Genomic DNA, 19,425 nt, shown 5'->3' with positions numbered 1-19,425 from the left:
TGCTTCCAGCACCGGTGTTAAGTATTTGCGGCCCCACCTCTGCCGCCTCGAGCACCGCTTCCTCCTGGGTCCCTCGCTGATCGCTTGCGTTACGACGTATCATGTCCGGCTGCTCTGGAGCCCTCATGTCTCGCCTGATGACCGCCTGGCGGCACGCCCCCACCCATAAACGGGTTTGGGCGCTCGCTGCGCCAATGATCCTGTCCAATCTGTCCGTGCCGCTGGTGGCCCTGGTCGACAGCGCGGTGATCGGTCATCTGCCGCATGCCCATCAACTGGCCTCGGTCGCAGTGGGCGGCAGCCTTTACACCCTGTTGGTCTGGGTCATGGGCTTTCTGCGCATGGGCACCACCGGTTTCGCGGCGCAAGCGGCCGGACGCGAAGATGGCGGTGCGCTGCGCCAGGTGCTGCTACAAGGGCTGCTGTTGGCGCTCGCCTTCGCCCTGTTGCTGAGCCTCGTCGCATTGCCGCTCAAGGGCTACGCATTGCAGCTGATGCAACCCTCGGCGGAACTCGATGCGCTTACCGAAAGCTACTTCCATACGCGTCTGTTCGGCCTGCCCGCCGCCCTGGCGAATCTAGCCTTGATTGGCTGGTTTCTAGGGACGCAGAACGCTCGTGCGCCATTGGCGATCCTGCTGACGACGAATCTGATCAACGTCGCGCTGGACCTGTGGTTCGTCATCGGTCTGGAGTGGGGTTTGGGCGGCGCCGCGCGCGCCTCGGTGATTGCCGAATGGAGTGGCGTCCTGGTCGGCCTGGCGCTGACACGCGGCGCGCTGTTGCGTTACGCCGGCCGTCTGGACCACCGCGCGCTGCGCCTGTGGGCGAGCTGGCGTCCGCTGATGTCGGTCAACCGGGATATTTTCCTGCGCTCGCTGGCGCTGCAACTGGTGTTCTTTCTGGTCACGGTGCAAGGCACGCGACTGGGTGATGCCACGGTCGCTGCCAACGCGCTGCTGCTCAATGGACTGATGCTCACCGCCCACGCACTGGATGGACTGGCTCATGCGGTGGAAGCCTTGAGCGGTCATGCCATCGGTGCGCGGAACCGCACCGAGCTGCGCCGTATCCTGACGGTCGCCGGCGGCTGGTCACTGCTCGCCAGCCTTGCCTTCGGCCTGTTCTTCCTGCTCGGCGGAGAGCTGTTCATCGGTCTTCAAACCGACATCCCGGCGGTACGCGAAACGGCTATCACCTATCTGCCTTATCTGGCGGCGCTGCCGCTGGTGGCCGTCTGGAGCTATCTGCTCGATGGCCTGTTCATCGGTGCCACCCGCGCGCGGGAAATGCGCAACGCGATGCTGCTGGCCGTGCTGATTTCGCTACCATTGGGCTGGCTGTTGCGCGGGATGGGCAATCACGGATTGTGGTTGGCCTTCCTCGCCTTCATGCTCCTGCGCGGCCTGTGCCTGGGAAGTATCGCCAACCGCCTGCAACGCCAAGGGCAATGGTTCACCTCGACCCATGCGGCGCCAGCTGTCATGACCACACCGCAAAAAACCTGACCAAAGGATCTTGAGAAATGGCCTATGCCGTCGCCGCCTACCTGCACTTCGTGGCGATCTTCCTGCTGTTCTCCCTACTGGTGCTCGAGCATCAGCTATTTCGCCTGCCGCTGAACTTCCAGCGCGCCCGCAGCCTGTTTCGCGTGGATCTGGCCTTTGGGATCGCGGCCGGGCTGGTGCTGGTGACCGGCGCTGCGCGGGCGATGCGCTATGGAAAAGGGTTGGACTATTACCTCAACAACAGCTTTTTTCACGCCAAGGTCGGCTTGTTCGTCGCCGTCGCGCTGCTGTCGATCTACCCCACCGTGACCTTTTTAAAGTGGCGCCCGGCATTGAAAGCGGGTCAGGTTCCGTCGATCACACCTTCAGCTGCACGCTGGGTGAAGATAGTGATCCGCATCGAGCTGCTCGCCCTACTGCTGATCCCTCTGCTGGCGACGTTTATGGCGCGCGGGATCGGTGTGATTCCGCGGTAAGCCTGCGGGAGCCAGAGCCGCCTGGGCAATCCCGGCGTGTGGCCTGCTCTGCAAACCCGCCCCCTGGCGGCAGCCTCATTCCTGGAAAACGATTCCAGCCCTTGGCTGTCGACTACAGACAGCGGCGTAGCAGTCTCATAAGTCCGCGCAGCCACCGACGGAGCCGAGCCGATGACCGATCGCCTGACCATAGCGCCCATTCCTTTCGAGCCCGCCTTCGAGCAGGTGCCTGACGACGAGTCCGAGACCATTTCCGGCTTGATCCAGGCGATGCGCGAGATCGCCGAGACGACCTTTGCCGACAGTGGCCATGCCGTTCGCAGCGTGCATGCCAAGAGCCACGGCTTGTTGCAGGGCGAAATCGAGGTGCTGCCAGACCTGCCCGCGGAGCTGGCACAGGGCGCGTTTGCCAAGCCCGGACGGATGCCGGTGGTGATGCGGTTTTCAACCAATCCGGGTGACATTCTCGATGACAAGGTCTCAACCCCGCGCGGGCTGGCGATCAAACTCATCGGCGTCGAAGGCGAACGCCTGCCCAACAGCGACGGCCAGGTCACCCAGGATTTCGTCATGGTCAACGCGCCGGCATTCTTGGCGCCGACACCCAAGGACTTCCTCAAGTCGGTGAAGCTGATTGCCAAGACCACCGACCGTGCGCCGCGCGCCAAGCAGGCGTTGTCTGCCGCCTTACGCGGTGCCGAGAGTCTGCTGGAAAAAGCCAGCGGCGAAAGTGCGACGCTCAAGGGCATGGGCGGCCATCCCACCACGAACTTGCTCGGGGAGACCTATTACAGCGTGGTACCGCTGCTCTACGGCCGCTACTTCGCCAAGCTCTCGCTGGTGCCCGTCTCGCCGGAATTAAAGGCGCTGACCGACCAGAACGTCGACCTGAAGGACAAGCCGAACGGCTTGCGCGAAGCGATCAACCACCACTTCACTCAGCACGGTGGCACCTGGGAGCTGCGCGTTCAGCTGGCCACCGACATCGACAAGATGCCCATCGAGGACGCCAGCGTGGTCTGGCCGGCAGCCCTCAGCCCCTATGTCACCGTTGCGCGGATCGAGGTGCAGCCGCAATCCGCCTGGAGCGAAGCCCGCGCAGCGGTAGTCGATGACCAGATGTCTTTCAGCCCCTGGCATGGCCTCGCCGCGCATCGCCCGCTCGGCGGCATCATGCGTTCGCGCAAGCCGGCCTATGAGATGTCAGCGGAGTTCCGCGCCCGTCACAACGGTTGCCCGATGCATGAGCCGCAGACGCTGGATCGACTACCGAGCTGACCCTTCGAGCCCAAAAGCACGACGCCCCGGCACCATTGCCGGGGCGTTTTAGCATCAGCGCCAGATGTTGTTGTTGATCTTCGCTTTCAGCTCCGGGTAGTCCGCGGCCTTGAACGTAGGCACCTCGCCAGCCTTGAGCTGCCCCATGTAGTCCTTGGTCAGCTTCACCACCGTGCCGGAGAGCAGCGTGATCGCGATCAGGTTGATCGTCGCCATCAACCCCATGGACGCGTCCGCCGCGTTGAATACGGTCGTGACCGCCTCGTAAGCGCCCCAGATCACCATGCCCAGTGCGGCCAGGCGCAGCAGGGTCAGCCCGAGCTTGTTACCGGCGCCAAGGAAGATCAGCGCGTTCTCCGCATAGGCGTAGTTGGCGACAATCGAGGTAAAGGCGAAAAACAAGATGGCGATAGCGATGAAGTAGGTTCCGGCAACGCCGATGTGGCTTTCCATCGCTTGCTGGGTGAGTTGCGTGCCGGTCACACCCGAACCGGGTTCCAGCACGCCCGATAGCAAGATCATCACGGCGGTGGCGGTGCAGATGACGATGGTGTCGATGAATACGCCCATCGCCTGCACCAGCCCTTGAGAGGATGGATGGTGCGGCGCAGGCGTTGCGGTCGCCGCCACGTTGGGCGCCGAGCCCATGCCTGCCTCGTTGGAAAACAAGCCGCGCTTGATGCCATTGAGCATCGCCGCAGTCACCGAGCCGGCGACGCCGCCCGCAGCTTCCTCGAGCCCGAAGGCACTGCGGATGATGGTCATCAGCACGTCCGGCACCTCGGTGATGTTCATCACCAGCACGATGAGCGCCATCAATACGTACAGGCCCGCCATCAACGGCACCACCAGTTCGGCGAAACGCGCGATGGAACGCAGCCCGCCAAAAATCACCAGCCCGGCGAGAATGGCGATAGCGATACCAACCCAGAGTTTCGGGACGCCGAACGCGCCCTCCATGGCATCGGCGATGGAGTTGGCCTGCACCGCGTTGAACACCAGCCCGAACGAGATGATCAGCGCTACGGAGAACACCCCGCCGGCCCACGGCGCCTTCAAGCCATTGGCAATGTAAAAAGCAGGGCCGCCACGGTACTGGCCTTCCCCGTCACGCACCTTGTACAGCTGCGCGAGCGTGCTTTCTGCATAGGCCGTGGCCATGCCAACCAGCGCCACCACCCACATCCAGAAGATCGCCCCGGCTCCGCCCAGGTACAGCGCAACCGCGACCCCGGCCAGGTTGCCGGTACCTACCCGCGACGCGAGGCTGGTACACAACGCCTGGAACGGCGAGATACCCGACGCATCGCTTTGTCGCGCGCCTCTGATCGCCCGAACCATCTCGCCAAAATGCACAAACTGCAGGAAGCCCAGGCGGATGGTGAAGAACACACCGACCGCAAGCAGCCCATAGATCAGGATGTAGCCCCAGAAGATGGTATTGAGAAAGTCGACGATGGGAGTCATGAAGGCGCCTTTTCGTGGGAACGTAAGGGGTACGGCTTACTCTAGTCGCTATGCCGGCAAGCACCAGCCAGAGCGCGTCGAGCGGCCTTGACGCAAAGTCGGAACCGGCTCGGCCGCGAGGGTTCAACCGCAACAGCAAAGCCCATCACCGCAGACGCTACAGCGCCGCCTCGAGCTGGAGGCCCAATGCACGGCTTCCATGGGGGGAAAGCCGTTTATGCACGCAATCTGAAGCAGCAAAAGTAGCGCTCACCCGCTGGATACGAAGCAAGGTTCAAGCAAATCGGAGCGCAGACCGAACCCTCACCCCTCGAACCCTTCTAAGCAGTCATCGACTCGAGGAGGTATCCATGACCAAGGCATTGCTCGCCACCCTAGGCTTAGCCCTCTGCGCACCCGTTGCGCTTGCCCAGACGCCCAAGCCCGACGTGATCACCCACCTGAACGGCCTGGATATCGACGTCAGCGCCATGGGCGTGCCGACCTCGACCACCGAGGCGGGCGGCGAACTGGTGGGGATTCGGGCGGTGAAGGTGATGAACAACACCGGTGACACCGTAACCTGCGAATTTCGCGTGCCCGACGATGCGCGTGCGGACACCTCCGCGCCGCCCGTTTTCACTGTGAATCCCAACACTCAGCGAGTAGAGCGGGTGCCAGGCGAGTACTCGCCGGACGAACCTTTCGCCGAGCTGACCTGCCGTGGCGCCTCACAGAGCATCGGAACGCCAACAGTCGTACCGCCCAGCGAGCCTGAAGCCGAGCCCACGGACGACACCCAACCCCATGACCAATCCTCGACCATGACCGGCACCCAAACGCCAGGCGACTCGACGCGGTCCCGCGAGGGTGCGAACCGGGATCGCTGATCCGTGAATGGCCGTTGCGATGCGCCTGACATGAGTGATGCATGCTCGCGGCAAATCAGCGCCGGGCGGGAAGCTCGATAACACGAAGGCCTCTGGCTGTGATCTCTCAGTAGGCAGCCAAACTCGCCTCATTCGACGCGCAACGTTGCTCGCTGATAACTGGGCTGTTCGTCCTGTCCGCGAGCATGCCGACTGGCCCGCGCTCTGCTAATCAGCCGAGTCGGCCGGGCTCGCTGATCATCCAACCGGCCCCGCATTGTCCGCGTCGACAAGACCTGCTCAGCACCATCGCGACGCTGAGCGGTACCGCAATGGCTATCGATTACGGAAGACCGTCCAATTAGGTATACAGTCCAAACAACACAATTGATAATAGTTATCAACATCTATAGCATCTGCGCCCCTCCGCTCGAAGCCTTCAAAAGGAACTGCCGCAATGCGTCGACTTCTCGTGCCTGTGCTGTCACTACAGGCGCTCGCCGCTACCGCCTACGCTGCCGAACAAACGGGATCTACCGGGAGCCCCATTGCCCTCGAACAAATGGAGATCACCGCCTCGCAAGCCGAACGCGCCGACGGCCCGGTGGACGGCTATCGCGCTACGCGCTCCGCCAGCGCAACGCGTACCGACACACCCATCCATGAAATTCCGCAGTCGATTAGCGTGGTGCCGGGACAGGTCGTGGAAGACATCGGTGCCACCCGTCTCGAGGATGCGCTGGACTACGCCGGCGGCGTCGAGCGCGGCAACAACTTCGGTGGCCAGGGTCTGACCGAGTTCCTGGTACGCGGCTTCAGCTCCCAGGAGTTCTACCGCAACGGGTTCGCCATCAACCGCGGCTACCCCAACATGCCGGACGCCGCGACTATCGAGCGAATCGAGGTCCTGCGCGGCCCGGCTTCGATGTTGTATGGGCGCGGCGACCCGGGCGGCACCTTCAACATCGTCAGCAAGCAACCGCAGGCCAAGCGCCGCACGGTGCTGGGTACTCAGTTCAATACCGAGGGCCTGCACCGTGGCACGCTGGATACCACCGGCGCGCTGGACGAGCAGGCCGAATTCACCTATCGGCTCAACCTGGTGGCTGAAGGCGCTGACAGCTTTCGCGATCATGTCGAAAGCGAACGCTACAACGTTGCCCCTGTGCTGCGCTGGGACCTGAGCGACGCCACCGCGATCATTCTGGAAGGCGACTACATCCACAACCGTCACCCGCTCGACCGCGGCGTGACGCGCTACGCCGACCAGCAAGGCCAGCTGCCACGTGATCGCTTCCTCGGGGAAGAAAGCGCCGGCAAGTTCACGAACAAAAACGCCATGACCCAGCTGCGCATCGAGCACCTGCTGGATGACCAATGGACCCTGCGCGGCGGCGTGCAATACCTCGACGGCAGCCTGGAGGGTGGCGCTGTGGAAAACAACGGCCTGGCCGCTGACGGCCGCACCGTGGGGCGTAATTACAGCGAACGACGACTGGAATGGAACGATACGGCCGTTCAGGCCAACCTCGAAGGCCGCTTCAGCGCTCTGGGCTTCATGCATACCCTGCTGACCGGAATCGAGTACGACGACTTCAACTACAACTCCCGTATCGACCGTTCCGCAGGTGGCGTGGGCGACTTCCCCATCGACATGTACGAGCCGGTCTATGGCCAGCCACTCCCGGCGATTGTCGGCACAAAATATTGGGACGATGAAGACCTGAAATCCTATGCCTTCTATATGCAGGATCAGGTCGAGCTGACCGACCGTTTCACCCTGCAACTCGGTGCGCGCCTGGAACGCTTCGAGCAGAACTACATCAACAAGCTTTCGGCTGCTGGTAGCTGGGAGCAAGCGCATAACGCCGTGTCGCCGCGCATCGGCGCAATCTACGACCTGACCGAAGCGTTGGCCGTTTACGCCAACGCCTCCCGTTCGTTCAAGCCCAACCGCGGCGCCGACCGCAGCAGCCAGGCGTTCGACCCGGAAGAAGGCGTCGCCTACGAGACCGGCATCAAGTACGACCTGCCCGAACACAACCTGAGCGTGACGGCTGCTCTGTTCCACATCACCAAGGAAAACGTGCTGACAGCCGATCCGGCAAACCTTGGCTCCCAGGCCTTCCAGGTTGCCGCAGGCGAGGTCCGCAGCCAAGGCTTCGAGCTCAGCGTCGCCGGCAACATCACCCCGCAATGGCGCGTGATCGGCGGCTATGCCTACGTTGACGCCGAAATCACCGAAAGCAACAGCGCCGCCGTGCCGGTGGGAACCCGCCTCGCGAACGTACCTGAGCACAGCTTCAACCTGCTCGACACCTACGAGTTCGACAACGGTGCGCTGGACGGGCTGGGCCTTGGGGTTGGCGTGAAGTACGTCAGTTCACGCAAGGGCAGCACCTCGAACACTGCCTACGACATGGGTGCCTACACGGTGGTCGATCTGTTGGCCTACTACCCCCTCACCGACCGCATTCGCCTCAACCTCAATCTCGACAACGTGTTCGACGAAGAGTACGACGAGCGTGCCTGGAACATCTGGGCCTACCCGGGCGCCCCGCGAACGCTGCAGGCCGGGGTATCAATCGAGCTTTAATCGGCTATTGCTTTCATGCCCTGGGTTGATGGTTTGGCCATCGCTCAGGGCGCGGCATCACCCACCGTTACAGCTTCTTTTACAAAGATTCCGCAGGTTCGTCCTGGCGTTTTGAGACGGCGCGCCCTTCCGCGACCGCACTTGCGGACTTTTAGCCGGACGGTCGCATCCCTCTCCGCAAACTACAAACGATCCAACGGACTCAACACCGCCAAGCCGCCGCGGTTTAGCACGTCGGTGTAGATCATGGTTGTCTTCACGTCTGCATGACCCAGCAACTCCTGGACGGTGCGAATATCTTGTCCGCTTTCCAGCAGATGAGTTGCGAAGCTATGCCGCAGCGTATGCGGGGTGGCCAACTTGGCGATGCCGGATTGCGCTACTGCACGTTTGAAAGCCCTATGCACCCGCTTTTCATCCAGATGATGACGACGCTCTGAGCCACTGCGCGGATCCACTGACAGGCCTGCCGCAGGGAAGACATACTGCCAAGCCCATGCCCATGGCGCGTTGGGATATTTACGAGCCAAGGCGTCAGGCAGGTAGACATCACCCCGCCCTGCAGCGACCTCGCGCTGGTGAACGGCCCGTACGAGCGCGATGTGTTGTTTGAGCGGCAGCACAAGGCTTGCCGGCATGACGGTGACGCGATCCTTCTGGCCTTTACCGTCACGGATGATGATCTCGTTGCGCGAGAAATCAACGTCCTCGACCCTGAGCCGTACTCCTTCCATCAACCGCAGGCCACCACCATATAGCAGTCGCGCTATCAACCCGACGTCGCCATCCAGTCGGTGGAGAATCCTTTGCACTTCGTCGATAGAAAGCACCACTGGCAGCCGAGCAGGCTTTTTTTTGCACGCACCACCTCGCCAAGCCAGGGTAACTCCTGCTTGAGTACCTGCTTATAAAGAAACAACAACGCAGCCAGGGCCTGATTCTGCGTCGAAGCGGATACATCACGGCGCACAACCAAATCCGAAAGAAACGCCTCAACTTCAGCTGCGCCCATTTCAAGTGGATGTCGATATTTGTGAAACCGGATATAGCGTTTCACCCACTCGCAATAGACACGCTCAGTTCTGATCGAGTAGTGTTTCAGCCGGATCTGGTCCCGGACCTGACACCACGCCCGTCCGGCGCCTTATACACCAAATGGTGTCTAATTATAGTTAGAAGTATTTAACAACATGGATCTAGCCAACCTATCAATACCTGAATTGCTTAAGCTTCACGCTGCAGCAATTGATGAGCTTAAGAATCGCGGCGTACTCAGAACAAAAAATAATCCAGTCGGGGATTACGCCGAATGGTTGGTTTCGTCTGCTTTCAATCTAACTCTCGCAAAAAACTCAGCAGCAGGTCACGACGCAGAATCAAGCGATGGCAAGAAAATTCAAATAAAATCGCGCCGTATAACTGCAGGCAATCGCTCAAGGCAGTTAGGCGTCATACGCAACCTAGACAAAAATGACTTTGACGAGCTCATTGTTGTAATTTTCAATGAAGCATATGAACCCATCGAAGCATACTTAATACCGCACGCAGTAATTTCTGAATACAGTTCTTACAGAACCCATGTCAACGGTCATATCTTACACATGCGCGGGGCAATACTGCTTGATAGTCGCGTCGTGAACATCAGCGCCAAGTTAAATATTTCTAACAGCTGGCTCAAATAACTCGCTTCGCTCGTTGGGACGGGCTAAAGCCCGCCCCTTAACCAAACGTTAGAAATTCTAGAGGCCTCGCCATGGAAATTAGAGGAATACCATTCGGAACTACCGACTGGTCGAATATTGAAGCGACGGAGCATCATGGCGAGACGGGTATCGCTTACTGGAGAACCTGCCAGTTTGGAGTTATCCGTGTTCGCATGGTTGAGTACACGCCTGGTTATCTCGCAGACCATTGGTGTTCCAAAGGTCATATCCTTTTATGCGTAGAAGGTGAACTCCACACGGAACTTCCTGATGGGCGCAGGTTTACCTTAACTCCTGGAATGAGTTACCAAGTGGCTGATGGAGCAGAACCGCACCGCTCGTTCACAACGGTGGGTGCCAAGCTTTTTGTGGTTGATTGAAATTTCTAACCTGCAGTTCAAATCGTTCGCTTCGCTCACTGGGACGGGCTAAAGCCTGCCCCTTAACCAAACGTTAGGCTTTAGAGGTCCACATGCGCGTTGAAACCACTCATCACATTGATTCATCGGAACAAGACGAAAACGGTTTCTATGCGTGGCGCTACGAATATCATCTCTTTCACTTTTTAGATGGCGAAGTCGAACTGATTGCTAGGAGCTATGTTGACGATTCACCTAGCGCACAGTTCCTCCGAATCAAACGGAATGGGATTGCATGCCAGCTAACTGTCGAAGACCTTTGTTTGCCAATTTTTAATGATGCAATCAGACATCTCAACACGTTAGGGAAACAGCAGCTATCTTGGCTTAGCGACACAGGGTATGCCCAGCTATAACGCCTGCCTAACTTTAGGTTCAAGTCGTTCGCTTCGCTCACTGGGCTAAAGCCCGCCCCTTAACCAAACGTTATGTGTCTAAAGGAGCTCAGAGAATATGGCAGAACTAAATAAAGCTGTCCCACAATTACCGACAGGTGATATTAATAAAACGGCTGATTTCTTTGAGTCGAAGCTGGGCTTCAATGTGCTTCAAAAGTACCCAGAGCAAGGGCACCTCATTTTGTGCAGAGGCAATGCTGAGATTCAATTTTGGCAGGCTCCAAGTGAGGAAAAAGCCAAAACAATTGCAATGCAAAGCAGCTGCTATATCCGAGTTACAAATATCACCGAGCTGTACAAAGAGTTTAAAAGTAATGGGGCTCCGTTTGGGTATGAATTAACTGAGCAGTCGTGGGGGATGAAAGAAATGCAGGTAAATGAACCTTATGGCAATGCAATCAGGTTTGGCGAGGAAATTGCTTAGCCAACACATAACAAGCGGTTCAAGCGGTTCAAGCCGTTCGCTTCGCTCACTGGGACGGGCTAAATCCGACCCCTTAGCTTAATCATTAGGCAAACCAGCATGGCCCAAAATCCGTTCTACGTTTATGCACTTAAAGACCCAACAGAAAAGCCATCTAAGCCTTTCTACATTGGTAAAGGAACGGGCAATCGTGCTTGGGAACATCATACAAAAATTGACGACTCTGAAAAAAGTTCGGTAATTCAACATATAAAAGCGTCGGGACATGAGGTAATACACACGATAATTGCTGATAACTTAACGGAGCAGCAAGCTTTAAAAATTGAAGCAGAGTTAATTTCAGCGTTCGGAATTCGCTCTCAGGGCGGACTATTAACAAATAAAGTTCGTCCAAACACAGAAAACATCAGCCAAAAAATAAAAGCAAACATTCCTGACGGGTGTTATGAAAAAGCTCAAATGGCTTTTGAACTTATGAAATCCGCCGTAATGGAGCTAGCCAAGGCAAACCCACACGGCATTTCAAACTCGGACGCAGCAAAATACCTTGGCTTACAGTCAGACTATGGCGGCGGTTCAAAAGACTATTTGAGCTACAGCATTATTGGTTTGCTAATGAAAGAAGGTCGGCTAACACGAACAGCTAACCGTAAGCATATTGCAACAGGTGAATAGTTCGCCTAGCAAATGGTTCAAACCGTTCGCTTCGCTCACTGGGACGGGCTAAAGCCCGCCCTTAACCAAACGTTATGAATGCTCGATTAATGCCAGATTCAAAAGGGATGAAATATGATTGGCGCGATCAGATTGTTTATTGCCGTTGCTCTATTCTGCCTTGGTCTGTATTTGACTGTTGATCTGTTCATTTCCGGTTTCAGCCTATTTGTTTTGATTGCAGCGATAGTTTGTTTTGTGCTTGCACATTACGTTAAGCCTAAGGGTAGAAGCGTTGACGATTTGGCATCTGCTTTTGACTTTATAATCGACATTCCATTTAGGGCTATTGCTGGTTTTCTACGGGTAATCAGCAAACCTTTCAAAGGTGAAATCGATGGCATTGATTTTTAGGTTCAAGGGTGCGGGCGATACGCATCCATAACAAGTCGTTAAGCCGATGGTGCTACGCGCCGCGGCTTAACTCCAGCGTCATACATTACAAGGAGTAATTTGGTGTATCAAAATAGACAAGCGCTAGCATTTGGGTCAGTGATTTTCCTTATCTTCATTACCGTTATATTAATTGCGTTATCACTATGGGCTTGGCCAAAGTACAACTTACATAGAATGGAAATGAAAGGAATGGCCGCTTTAAAGGAAGCCGAGTGGTCTAAACAAATTCTTATCGAAGAAGCACGGGCAAGTGAAACTGCATCATTAATGCAAGCTAAAGCAAGAGTTACGCTGGCAGAAGCCGAAGGCAAAGCCCAAGTAGTTCGCGCTAAAGCGGAAGGCTTAGCTGATATTGAGCGTGCAAAAGCAGCAGCTGAATCAAATAGGATAATCGGCGAGTCTTTAAAAGGTAATGATGAGTATCTCAGATACATTTGGATTAAAGGCCTTCAAGACGGCAAAGGTGAGAGGATTTATATCCCGACTGAGGCTGGGCTACCAATTTTAGAGGCAGGTGAAGCAGGAAGGTAACGTATGACAACTTTCGCCGCATTCGCTGGGACAGGCTAAGGCCTGCCCCTTAACCAAACATTAGGCGTATTAACTGGAGAAGTCGCAATGTCAGTAATCGATAATAAATCCCGATTCGAAGCAAAGCTTCTTCATCCGGCTAAGTCTGGCGACGATACGTCCTGGGCGTTCGTATTACTGCCGAGAGAGGCAAGTGAACGGCTTCCGAGGCGAGGAAGGACGACCGTTGAGGGCACAATCAATGGGCACCATTTCCAGGCAACACTTGAGCCGGATGGTCAACTGAGCCATTGGTTGCGGGTAAGTAGAGAACTACACGAAGCCGCAGGCGCGGCCGTTGGGGATATCGTTGCGCTAGAGCTAGCCCCTGTGAAAAAGGAACCTGAGCCTGACATCCCGCAAGATTTGCAGGAGGCGCTTGCAGCCACTCCTGAAGCTCTTAAAGTTTGGAACAGTACGACGACCATCGCACGAGTAGACTGGATACACTGGATAACTTCAGCCAAGCAACTTAAGACACGAGCAAAACGAATCAGTGATGCTTGCGACATGCTTGCTTCCGGTAAGAAACATGTCTGCTGTTTCGATCAGTCTGGCTACTACAGCAAGGCTTTCCGTGCTCCCGAAGCAGAAGTTTGATAAATGTAGAACTGCGTGAATGCGCCTAACAAGTGGTTCAGACCGCTCGTTTCGTTTTCTGGAATTATCTAAAGCCCGCCCCTGAACCAAGGGTTAGCGACCAATATAGATAATTGAAATCTTGAAGAAACGCGCGCGCACTTTTTTAGAGTACATGGGCGGCATCAGCATGAACTGGCGTGCACGCAATCCGTCTTTGATCGCCAAGCGTATGCCGGTTTCGCTACCAAGATGCCCGCTCAAAGACTGACGCTTATATATGAACATAATTAGAAAGAACGTCCCTGCTAGAAGTTACATCCGGTGACAGAGACGAAGCATGGATAGAATCTAATATTCGCACCCGTGAGGTCGGCGCTCATCCGGGCCACCCACGGTCATCGCCAACAGTTGGCGCAGCAATCTATACAAAGCGCTCGGGTGGCTGTGCTGATGCCACCTCATCCACTCCCCTAGAACAAGCGCCTCGTCGATACAACTGAACTTACCGCCCAACGGCACGATCCCCATTTATGCACAGTCAGAGCGATCCGGGCGGCAAGCGCATCCGCGCGGTGCATCAGGCCTGGATCGCCCAGTGATGAGGATGCCTCCGTGACCGTTATCACCCACAGCACGCACCACACGACACACAGCATCTCGCGACACGTACCCAACCCGATTCACGCAACGTCGCTCGCAGGGACGGTTCCGCTGTTTCTTGGCGGCCTGTTGAGTGACATCGCCTACTTCCAAACCTATGAAATTCAGTGGACCAACTTTGCGTCCTGGCTGGTTGCGGGAGGTCTGGTTTTCTGCGGATTGGCGATCCTGTTCGCACTGGTCAACCTGGTGAAAGCCACCCATAAGAAAGGGCGACCGCTGATTTATCTAGCACTGCTAGTGGCCGCCTGGGTGCTGGGCTTTTTCAACGCCCTCGTCCATGCCAAGGACGCCTGGGCGAGCATGCCATCGGGCCTGATCTTGTCGGTGATCGTGACCATCCTGGCCTGCGCGGCAACCTGGATCGGCTTTACCAATCTACGTTCGGGAGGTGAAGCATGAACTACGCAGGCCCACTGAGCGCCCTGACGGTGGCGCTGCTCTTGAGCGCCTGCGGCGGCGCGGACCAGGACATCGCCTTGGTAAAAGGCGAGAACCCGAAACTCGACGAGCCTCAGCGTGGGCTGCTGCCGAGCATGACGATTGCTGACCCGGTCGGCTGGGGTGACAAGAAGCCAACGGTGCCCGAGGGTTTCACGGTAAGTGCAATCGCCACCGATCTGCAGATTCCACGACAAACACTGGTCCTGCCGAACGGAGACATCCTCGTAGCGGAAGGTCGTGGCGGCAATGCACCCAAGCTCAGGCCGAAGGATGTGATCGCCGGCTATATCAAATCCAAGGGCACCACCTCGGTCAAAAGCGGCAATCGGCTGACCTTGCTGCGTGATGCCGATGGTGACGGCGTGTATGAACTGCAGAAGGTTTTCGCGGACGGGCTCAACGCGCCGTATGGCCTGGCGCTGACCAATGGCAACCTGTACGTTGCCAATCAGGACGCGTTGGTGCGCTTCGAGTATCAGGAAGGCCAGACGGAGGCCAGTGGCGAGCCGGTGAAGGTCACCGACCTGCCCTACCGGATCAACCATCACTGGACCAAGGCACTAACGGCGAGCCCGGACGGGCGCTTCCTGTATGTTGGCATTGGTTCGAACAGCAACATCACCGAACGCGGGATGGAGGCCGAGGTTGACCGCGCGATGATCTGGCAGATCGACGCGGAAACCGGCGCCCACAAGCCCTACGCAACCGGGCTGCGTAACCCCACGGCATTGACGATACGACCCGGCACGGATCAGCTCTGGGCGGTGGTGAACGAGCGGGACGAGCTCGGTCCGAATCTGGTTCCGGACTACCTCACCTCGGTACAAGAAGGTGGCTTCTACGGCTGGCCCTATAGCTACTGGGGCCAGCATGTCGACGAGCGCGTGCGACCACAGAACCCTGACCTGGTCGCTGAAGCGATCAAACCTGACTACGCGTTAGGCCCGCACGTGGCGGCGCTGGGCGTGGACTTCTCGTCACCAGTCATGGGTGAAAAATTTGCCGAAGGCGTGTTCGTCGGCGAGCACGGCAGCTGGAATCGCGAAGATCCGTCCGGTTATCAAGTGGTGTTCGTGCCCTTCAGGAACGGAAAACCATCGGGCGAACCGGTGGATTTCGTGACCGGGTTTCGCACCGCCGAAGGAACGCACGGCAGGCCGGTGGGCGTGACGGTCGACCCGCGTGGCGCACTCATCGTCGCTGACGATTTGGCCAACATCGTATGGCGCGTGACCCGAACGCAGTAGGTCCGAACGATCGGCGCACCGGCTGATCGCCCCGCGCGGGGTCCAGCCCAACTTGTATGGCCCCACCGCGGTTGCGTTGGGGCCTGATTTTGGAGAATGGACGGTATGAAACGACTCGCTTTGCACATCGCCAGCGCCATCGCAGCCGGTACGGTTTCGCTCGCCATCGCCGCACCCACAGCCGTCGAACGAAGCCAATGGCCGTTCAGCGTGACGCCGCGAGCAAGCTTCTCCGAACCCTGGGCCATGACCTTTCTGCCGGACGGTACGGCGCTGGTCACGGAAAAGCGCGGTGCGCTCAAGCACGTCGACGTAAAGACCGGAACGGTTCATGAGATCACCGGCGTGCCAGAGGTGGCCTATGGCGGCCAGGGCGGGCTCGGTGACGTCATCCTCCATCCCGATTTCGCTCAGAACAACGTCATCTACCTCAGCTATGCCGAGCATGGCGAGGGAGACAAACAGGGCGCCGCCGTCGCCCGTGCAATCCTCAAGCGAAGCGCCGATGGCGGCGCGCTTTCAGACCAGAAAGTAATCTGGCGACAGTCGCCCAAGGTCTCCGGCAAAGGCCATTACGGGCATCGTCTCGCGTTCGGCCCGGACGGCAAGCTGTGGATCACTTCCGGCGAGCGGCAGAAATTCACGCCGGCGCAGGACATGGACGCCAATCTCGGCAAAGTGATACGCCTGAACGAGGACGGCAGCGTGCCGGCCGACAATCCGTTTGCCGACAAAGGCGGTGTGACGGCGCAGATCTGGTCGCTCGGCCACCGCAATCCGCTGGGCATTGCGTTCGACGCGCAGGGCCGCCTGTGGGAACACGAGATGGGTCCGGAAGGCGGCGACGAGTTCAACCTGATCCGCAGAGGCGGCAACTACGGTTATCCGGTAGTCTCCAACGGCAACCACTACGGCGGCCGTCCGATTCCCGATCACGATACGCGCCCAGAATTCATAGCGCCGAAGGTTTCCTGGACGCCGGTGATCTCCCCTGCTGGCCTGCTCATCTACAGTGGCGAGCGGTTTGCCGATTGGAAAGGCAACGCCCTGCTTGGCGCACTGTCCGGCGAAGCCCTGGTGCGCGTTACCCTGAACGGTGAAGACGCCAGCGAGACCGCACGCTACGACATGAACGCGCGCATCCGCGAAGTCGAACAAGGTCTGGACGGCAGTATCTGGCTGCTGGAGGGCGGGAACGGCGGGCGTTTGCTGGAGCTAATGCCGAAATAGGTTCAATCTGTCGCGACCGCTTCGGGTGGCCTCATCCAGCCGGCCAACCAATCGCCGACAGTAAAAATGCCCAATCCGTTGCTTCTCATGTTGGTAGCACTACTTGCGCTTGATATGCAGCGGCCTGCGCAAACCAATCCTCCGGTAACACCCTCGTAACATTCCCCGCCTAGCGTGCTTCGGCTAAACCCCATCGCCAACCGCCGAGGCTCGTATGAGAACACCGACCCGCCTGACCCGCACCGCACTATCCACTGCGTTGACACTGGCCCTGCTGCCGTTGGCGGTGGAGGCCGCTTCTTCGCGTGCCGCAGACTACTTCGAGCGGATCGCGACGTTTCCGGTGTACCGCAACCTCGGCGCCGATGAAGATGCAACCAAACAGACCGTTGCGGAGATCACCGCAGTCAGCCGGGACGGCCAGACGCTGATCTACACCGACAGCCCCGGCGAGCGGATTGGCCTGGTCGATATTCGCGACCCCAAGTCGCCAACGCCTGCGGGCTTCGTGCAGCTCGAAGGCGAGCCGACCTCGGTCGCCGTGCATCATCACTTTGCGCTCGTTGCCGTGAACACCTCGCTGAGCTTCACCCAGCCGGACGGCGTGTTGGCGGTGTTCGACATCCGCAACCCTGCTCAACCGAAACGCGTCGCCACGCTGCCCATGGGCGGTCAGCCCGACTCCATCGCCATCAGCCCACGGGGCCGTTACGCCGCAGTGGCGATCGAGAACGAGCGAGACGAAGAGCTTAACGACGGGCTGATCCCGCAGCTGCCGGCGGGCTTTCTACGCATCGTCGACCTCAAGGGTCAGCCTTCGCGCTGGAGCACACGGGACGTCAGCCTGACTGGCCTGGCCGAGGTGGCGCCGAACGATCCCGAGCCTGAGTACGTCAGCATCAATGATCAGGATGTTGCCGCCGTGACCTTGCAGGAAAACAACCACATCGCGCTGGTGGATCTGCGTCGCGGTCGCGTGCTGCGCCATTTCAGCGCTGGCCAGGTCGATCTGGAAAATGTCGACACCGATGAAAACGACCGTATCGAGCCGGTTGGCGTACTCAAGGGCAAACGTCGCGAACCGGATTCTATCGCCTGGGTCGGCCCGCTGCTGGCGACCGCCAACGAAGGCGACTACGAAGATGCCAACGGTGAAGAAGGCGGTAGCCGCAGCTTCACCCTGTTCGATTACAACGGCAGCGTCTGGCACGAAGCCGGCGCATTGCTCGAACACGCCTTGATCCGTGCCGGCCATTACCCTGAGAGCCGCTCGGAGAACAAAGGCATCGAGCCAGAAGGCATCGCCTCGGGAAGCTTCCGCCAGCAAGACTTTCTGTTCGTCGGCAGCGAGCGCGGCAATGCCGTCGCCGTATACGACGTCGCGCGTCCGTGGGCGCCGGTGCTGCATCAGATTCTGCCGACCGGCATGGGGCCGGAGGGGCTGCTGCCTATCCCGTCGCGCAATCTGCTGGTGGTCAGCAGTGAAGAAGATTCGGCCGAGGACGGCTATCGCTCGACCATCTCGATCTACCAATTCGGCGCCGAGACAGCGTCTTATCCTGAGATCCGTTCCACGGACAGCCAGCTGATGCCCTGGGGCGCGCTCAGCGGGATGGTCGCAGACCGTGCGCAAAACAACCGCCTCTACGCCGTCCCGGACAGCTACTACAAGGCTTCGCGGATCTTCCACATCGATACGGGCAAAACGCCTGCGGTCATCGACGCGCAGACCGAACTGCGCAAGGACGGCAATACCGTCAACTACGATCTGGAAGGCATCGCCCAGGCCGCCAACGGGGACTTCTGGCTCGCCTCGGAAAGCAACGGCAAGGCCAAACCGAACCTGCTGATCCGCGCCAATGCCAAGGGCGAAGTGCTGGAGGAATATGCACTGCCGACAGACGTCGCGGTACAGGGCACCAGCAACGGTTTCGAGGGCGTTGCGGTGGTCGGCGAAGGCGCTAGCACCCGCGTGTACGTCGCCTTTCAGCGGGAGTGGAAGAGCGACCCGGCCGGCAAGGTCCGCATCGGCGTGTTCAACCCGAGCAGCGGAGAATGGGGCTTCTACCACTACCCGCTGGACCCGGCTGCCGAAGGCGGTTGGGTCGGGCTGTCCGAGCTCACATCTATCGGCGATGGCCGGTTTCTGGTCATCGAACGCGACAACCGGCAGGGTCCGGCAGCCGAGATCAAGCGCCTGTACCGCATCGACCTGAGCGGCATGCAGCCCGCTGCCGAGGGCCAAAGCTTCCCGCTTGTGAGCAAGCAGTTGGCGCGCGACCTGCTGCCCGACCTCAAGCACACCGGCGGCTGGGTGCTGGACAAGGTAGAAGGAGCAGCCGTGGACAAGCAGGGCCGCCTGTTCATCGTCACCGACAACGATGGCGTGGACGACGCCAGCGGCGAGACACGCTTCATGCGGCTTGGAATGATCAAGCGCTGAGGGCGACACCAGCCGCATCACC

The 19,425-nt window shown here is 58.6% G+C and carries 17 protein-coding genes and 2 pseudogenes; 17 read left to right on the top strand and 2 right to left on the bottom strand.

The window, feature by feature from the left end; genetic code table 11:
- Positions 1-125 precede the first annotated feature (125 nt).
- From PSTU_RS0106305 to PSTU_RS0106295, 3 genes are all read left to right on the top strand, one after another.
- Positions 126-1,508, top strand: coding sequence for an MATE family efflux transporter (locus PSTU_RS0106305; protein ID WP_019340194.1), 1,383 nt, complete (start codon positions 126-128; stop codon positions 1,506-1,508).
- A gap of 17 nt (positions 1,509-1,525) precedes the next feature.
- A complete protein-coding gene (locus tag PSTU_RS0106300; RefSeq protein WP_019340193.1) occupies positions 1,526-1,984 on the top strand; it encodes a DUF2214 family protein in 459 nt (152 codons plus the stop codon).
- A 171-nt stretch (positions 1,985-2,155) separates the two neighbouring features.
- Positions 2,156-3,262: a catalase family protein gene (locus PSTU_RS0106295; RefSeq protein ID WP_019340192.1), complete on the top strand. Its 1,107-nt coding sequence runs from the start codon at positions 2,156-2,158 to the stop codon at positions 3,260-3,262.
- 54 nt (positions 3,263-3,316) lie between these two features.
- Here the strand turns inward: PSTU_RS0106295 and PSTU_RS0106290 are convergent, their stop codons facing one another.
- On the bottom strand, positions 3,317-4,729 hold the full coding sequence (locus tag PSTU_RS0106290) for an alanine/glycine:cation symporter family protein (protein WP_019340191.1): 1,413 nt from the start codon (positions 4,727-4,729) through the stop codon (positions 3,317-3,319).
- Positions 4,730-5,079: 350 nt separating this feature from the next.
- On the opposite strand from PSTU_RS0106290, the pseudogene PSTU_RS20530 reads away from it, so the two are divergent.
- Together PSTU_RS20530 and PSTU_RS0106280 are read left to right on the top strand one after the other, a co-directional pair.
- Positions 5,080-5,448, top strand: a pseudogene (locus PSTU_RS20530) (hypothetical protein); the annotation flags it as partial.
- Between the two features lie 586 nt (positions 5,449-6,034).
- Positions 6,035-8,173, top strand: coding sequence for a TonB-dependent siderophore receptor (locus PSTU_RS0106280; RefSeq protein WP_019340189.1), 2,139 nt, complete (start codon positions 6,035-6,037; stop codon positions 8,171-8,173).
- A 182-nt stretch (positions 8,174-8,355) separates the two neighbouring features.
- Here the strand turns inward: PSTU_RS0106280 and PSTU_RS20525 are convergent.
- A pseudogene (locus PSTU_RS20525) lies at positions 8,356-9,281 on the bottom strand (integron integrase).
- Positions 9,282-9,363: 82 nt separating this feature from the next.
- Here PSTU_RS20525 and PSTU_RS21235 point away from each other — a divergent pair.
- The 12 genes from PSTU_RS21235 to PSTU_RS0106225 all read left to right on the top strand — a co-directional run bounded on the left by PSTU_RS21235 (position 9,364) and on the right by PSTU_RS0106225 (position 19,403).
- Complete coding sequence (locus PSTU_RS21235) at positions 9,364-9,855, top strand: DUF6998 domain-containing protein (protein ID WP_080571184.1); 492 nt, start codon at positions 9,364-9,366, stop codon at positions 9,853-9,855.
- A 71-nt stretch (positions 9,856-9,926) separates the two neighbouring features.
- Entirely contained in the window at positions 9,927-10,256 is a 330-nt protein-coding gene (locus tag PSTU_RS21230; RefSeq protein ID WP_080571183.1) for a DHCW motif cupin fold protein, read from the top strand.
- A 92-nt stretch (positions 10,257-10,348) separates the two neighbouring features.
- Positions 10,349-10,651, top strand: coding sequence for a hypothetical protein (locus PSTU_RS21760; RefSeq protein ID WP_019340188.1), 303 nt, complete (start codon positions 10,349-10,351; stop codon positions 10,649-10,651).
- A gap of 97 nt (positions 10,652-10,748) precedes the next feature.
- The gene (locus PSTU_RS0106265; protein WP_019340187.1) at positions 10,749-11,117 is read left to right on the top strand and encodes a bleomycin resistance protein; all 369 of its coding nucleotides are present in this window, start codon (positions 10,749-10,751) and stop codon (positions 11,115-11,117) included.
- A gap of 99 nt (positions 11,118-11,216) precedes the next feature.
- Positions 11,217-11,792, top strand: a complete 576-nt coding sequence (locus tag PSTU_RS21225) for a GIY-YIG nuclease family protein (protein ID WP_080571182.1) — start codon at positions 11,217-11,219, stop codon at positions 11,790-11,792.
- Positions 11,793-11,906: 114 nt separating this feature from the next.
- Positions 11,907-12,185, top strand: coding sequence for a hypothetical protein (locus PSTU_RS0106260; protein WP_019340186.1), 279 nt, complete (start codon positions 11,907-11,909; stop codon positions 12,183-12,185).
- A 102-nt stretch (positions 12,186-12,287) separates the two neighbouring features.
- On the top strand, positions 12,288-12,758 hold the full coding sequence (locus tag PSTU_RS0106255; RefSeq protein WP_019340185.1) for a hypothetical protein: 471 nt from the start codon (positions 12,288-12,290) through the stop codon (positions 12,756-12,758).
- A gap of 87 nt (positions 12,759-12,845) precedes the next feature.
- A complete protein-coding gene (locus tag PSTU_RS0106250; protein ID WP_019340184.1) occupies positions 12,846-13,397 on the top strand; it encodes a YdeI/OmpD-associated family protein in 552 nt (183 codons plus the stop codon).
- A gap of 594 nt (positions 13,398-13,991) precedes the next feature.
- Positions 13,992-14,441: a DUF2231 domain-containing protein gene (locus PSTU_RS0106240; RefSeq protein ID WP_019340182.1), complete on the top strand. Its 450-nt coding sequence runs from the start codon at positions 13,992-13,994 to the stop codon at positions 14,439-14,441.
- Entirely contained in the window at positions 14,438-15,730 is a 1,293-nt protein-coding gene (locus PSTU_RS0106235) for a PQQ-dependent sugar dehydrogenase (protein ID WP_019340181.1), read from the top strand. The genes PSTU_RS0106240 and PSTU_RS0106235 overlap by 4 nt, the downstream gene beginning before the upstream one ends.
- A gap of 105 nt (positions 15,731-15,835) precedes the next feature.
- Positions 15,836-16,960 carry a PQQ-dependent sugar dehydrogenase gene (locus PSTU_RS0106230; protein ID WP_019340180.1) on the top strand — a complete coding sequence of 375 codons (1,125 nt, stop codon included), beginning with the start codon at positions 15,836-15,838 and terminating at the stop codon, positions 16,958-16,960.
- A gap of 214 nt (positions 16,961-17,174) precedes the next feature.
- Positions 17,175-19,403, top strand: a complete 2,229-nt coding sequence (locus tag PSTU_RS0106225) for an esterase-like activity of phytase family protein (protein WP_019340179.1) — start codon at positions 17,175-17,177, stop codon at positions 19,401-19,403.
- The last annotated feature ends 22 nt before the right edge of the window (positions 19,404-19,425 follow it).

It is taken from the genome of Stutzerimonas stutzeri SDM-LAC (assembly GCF_000235745.1).
Taxonomy (GTDB): Bacteria; Pseudomonadota; Gammaproteobacteria; order Pseudomonadales; family Pseudomonadaceae; genus Stutzerimonas; species Stutzerimonas stutzeri_H.
This window is presented reverse-complemented; position numbering and strand designations above follow the sequence as displayed.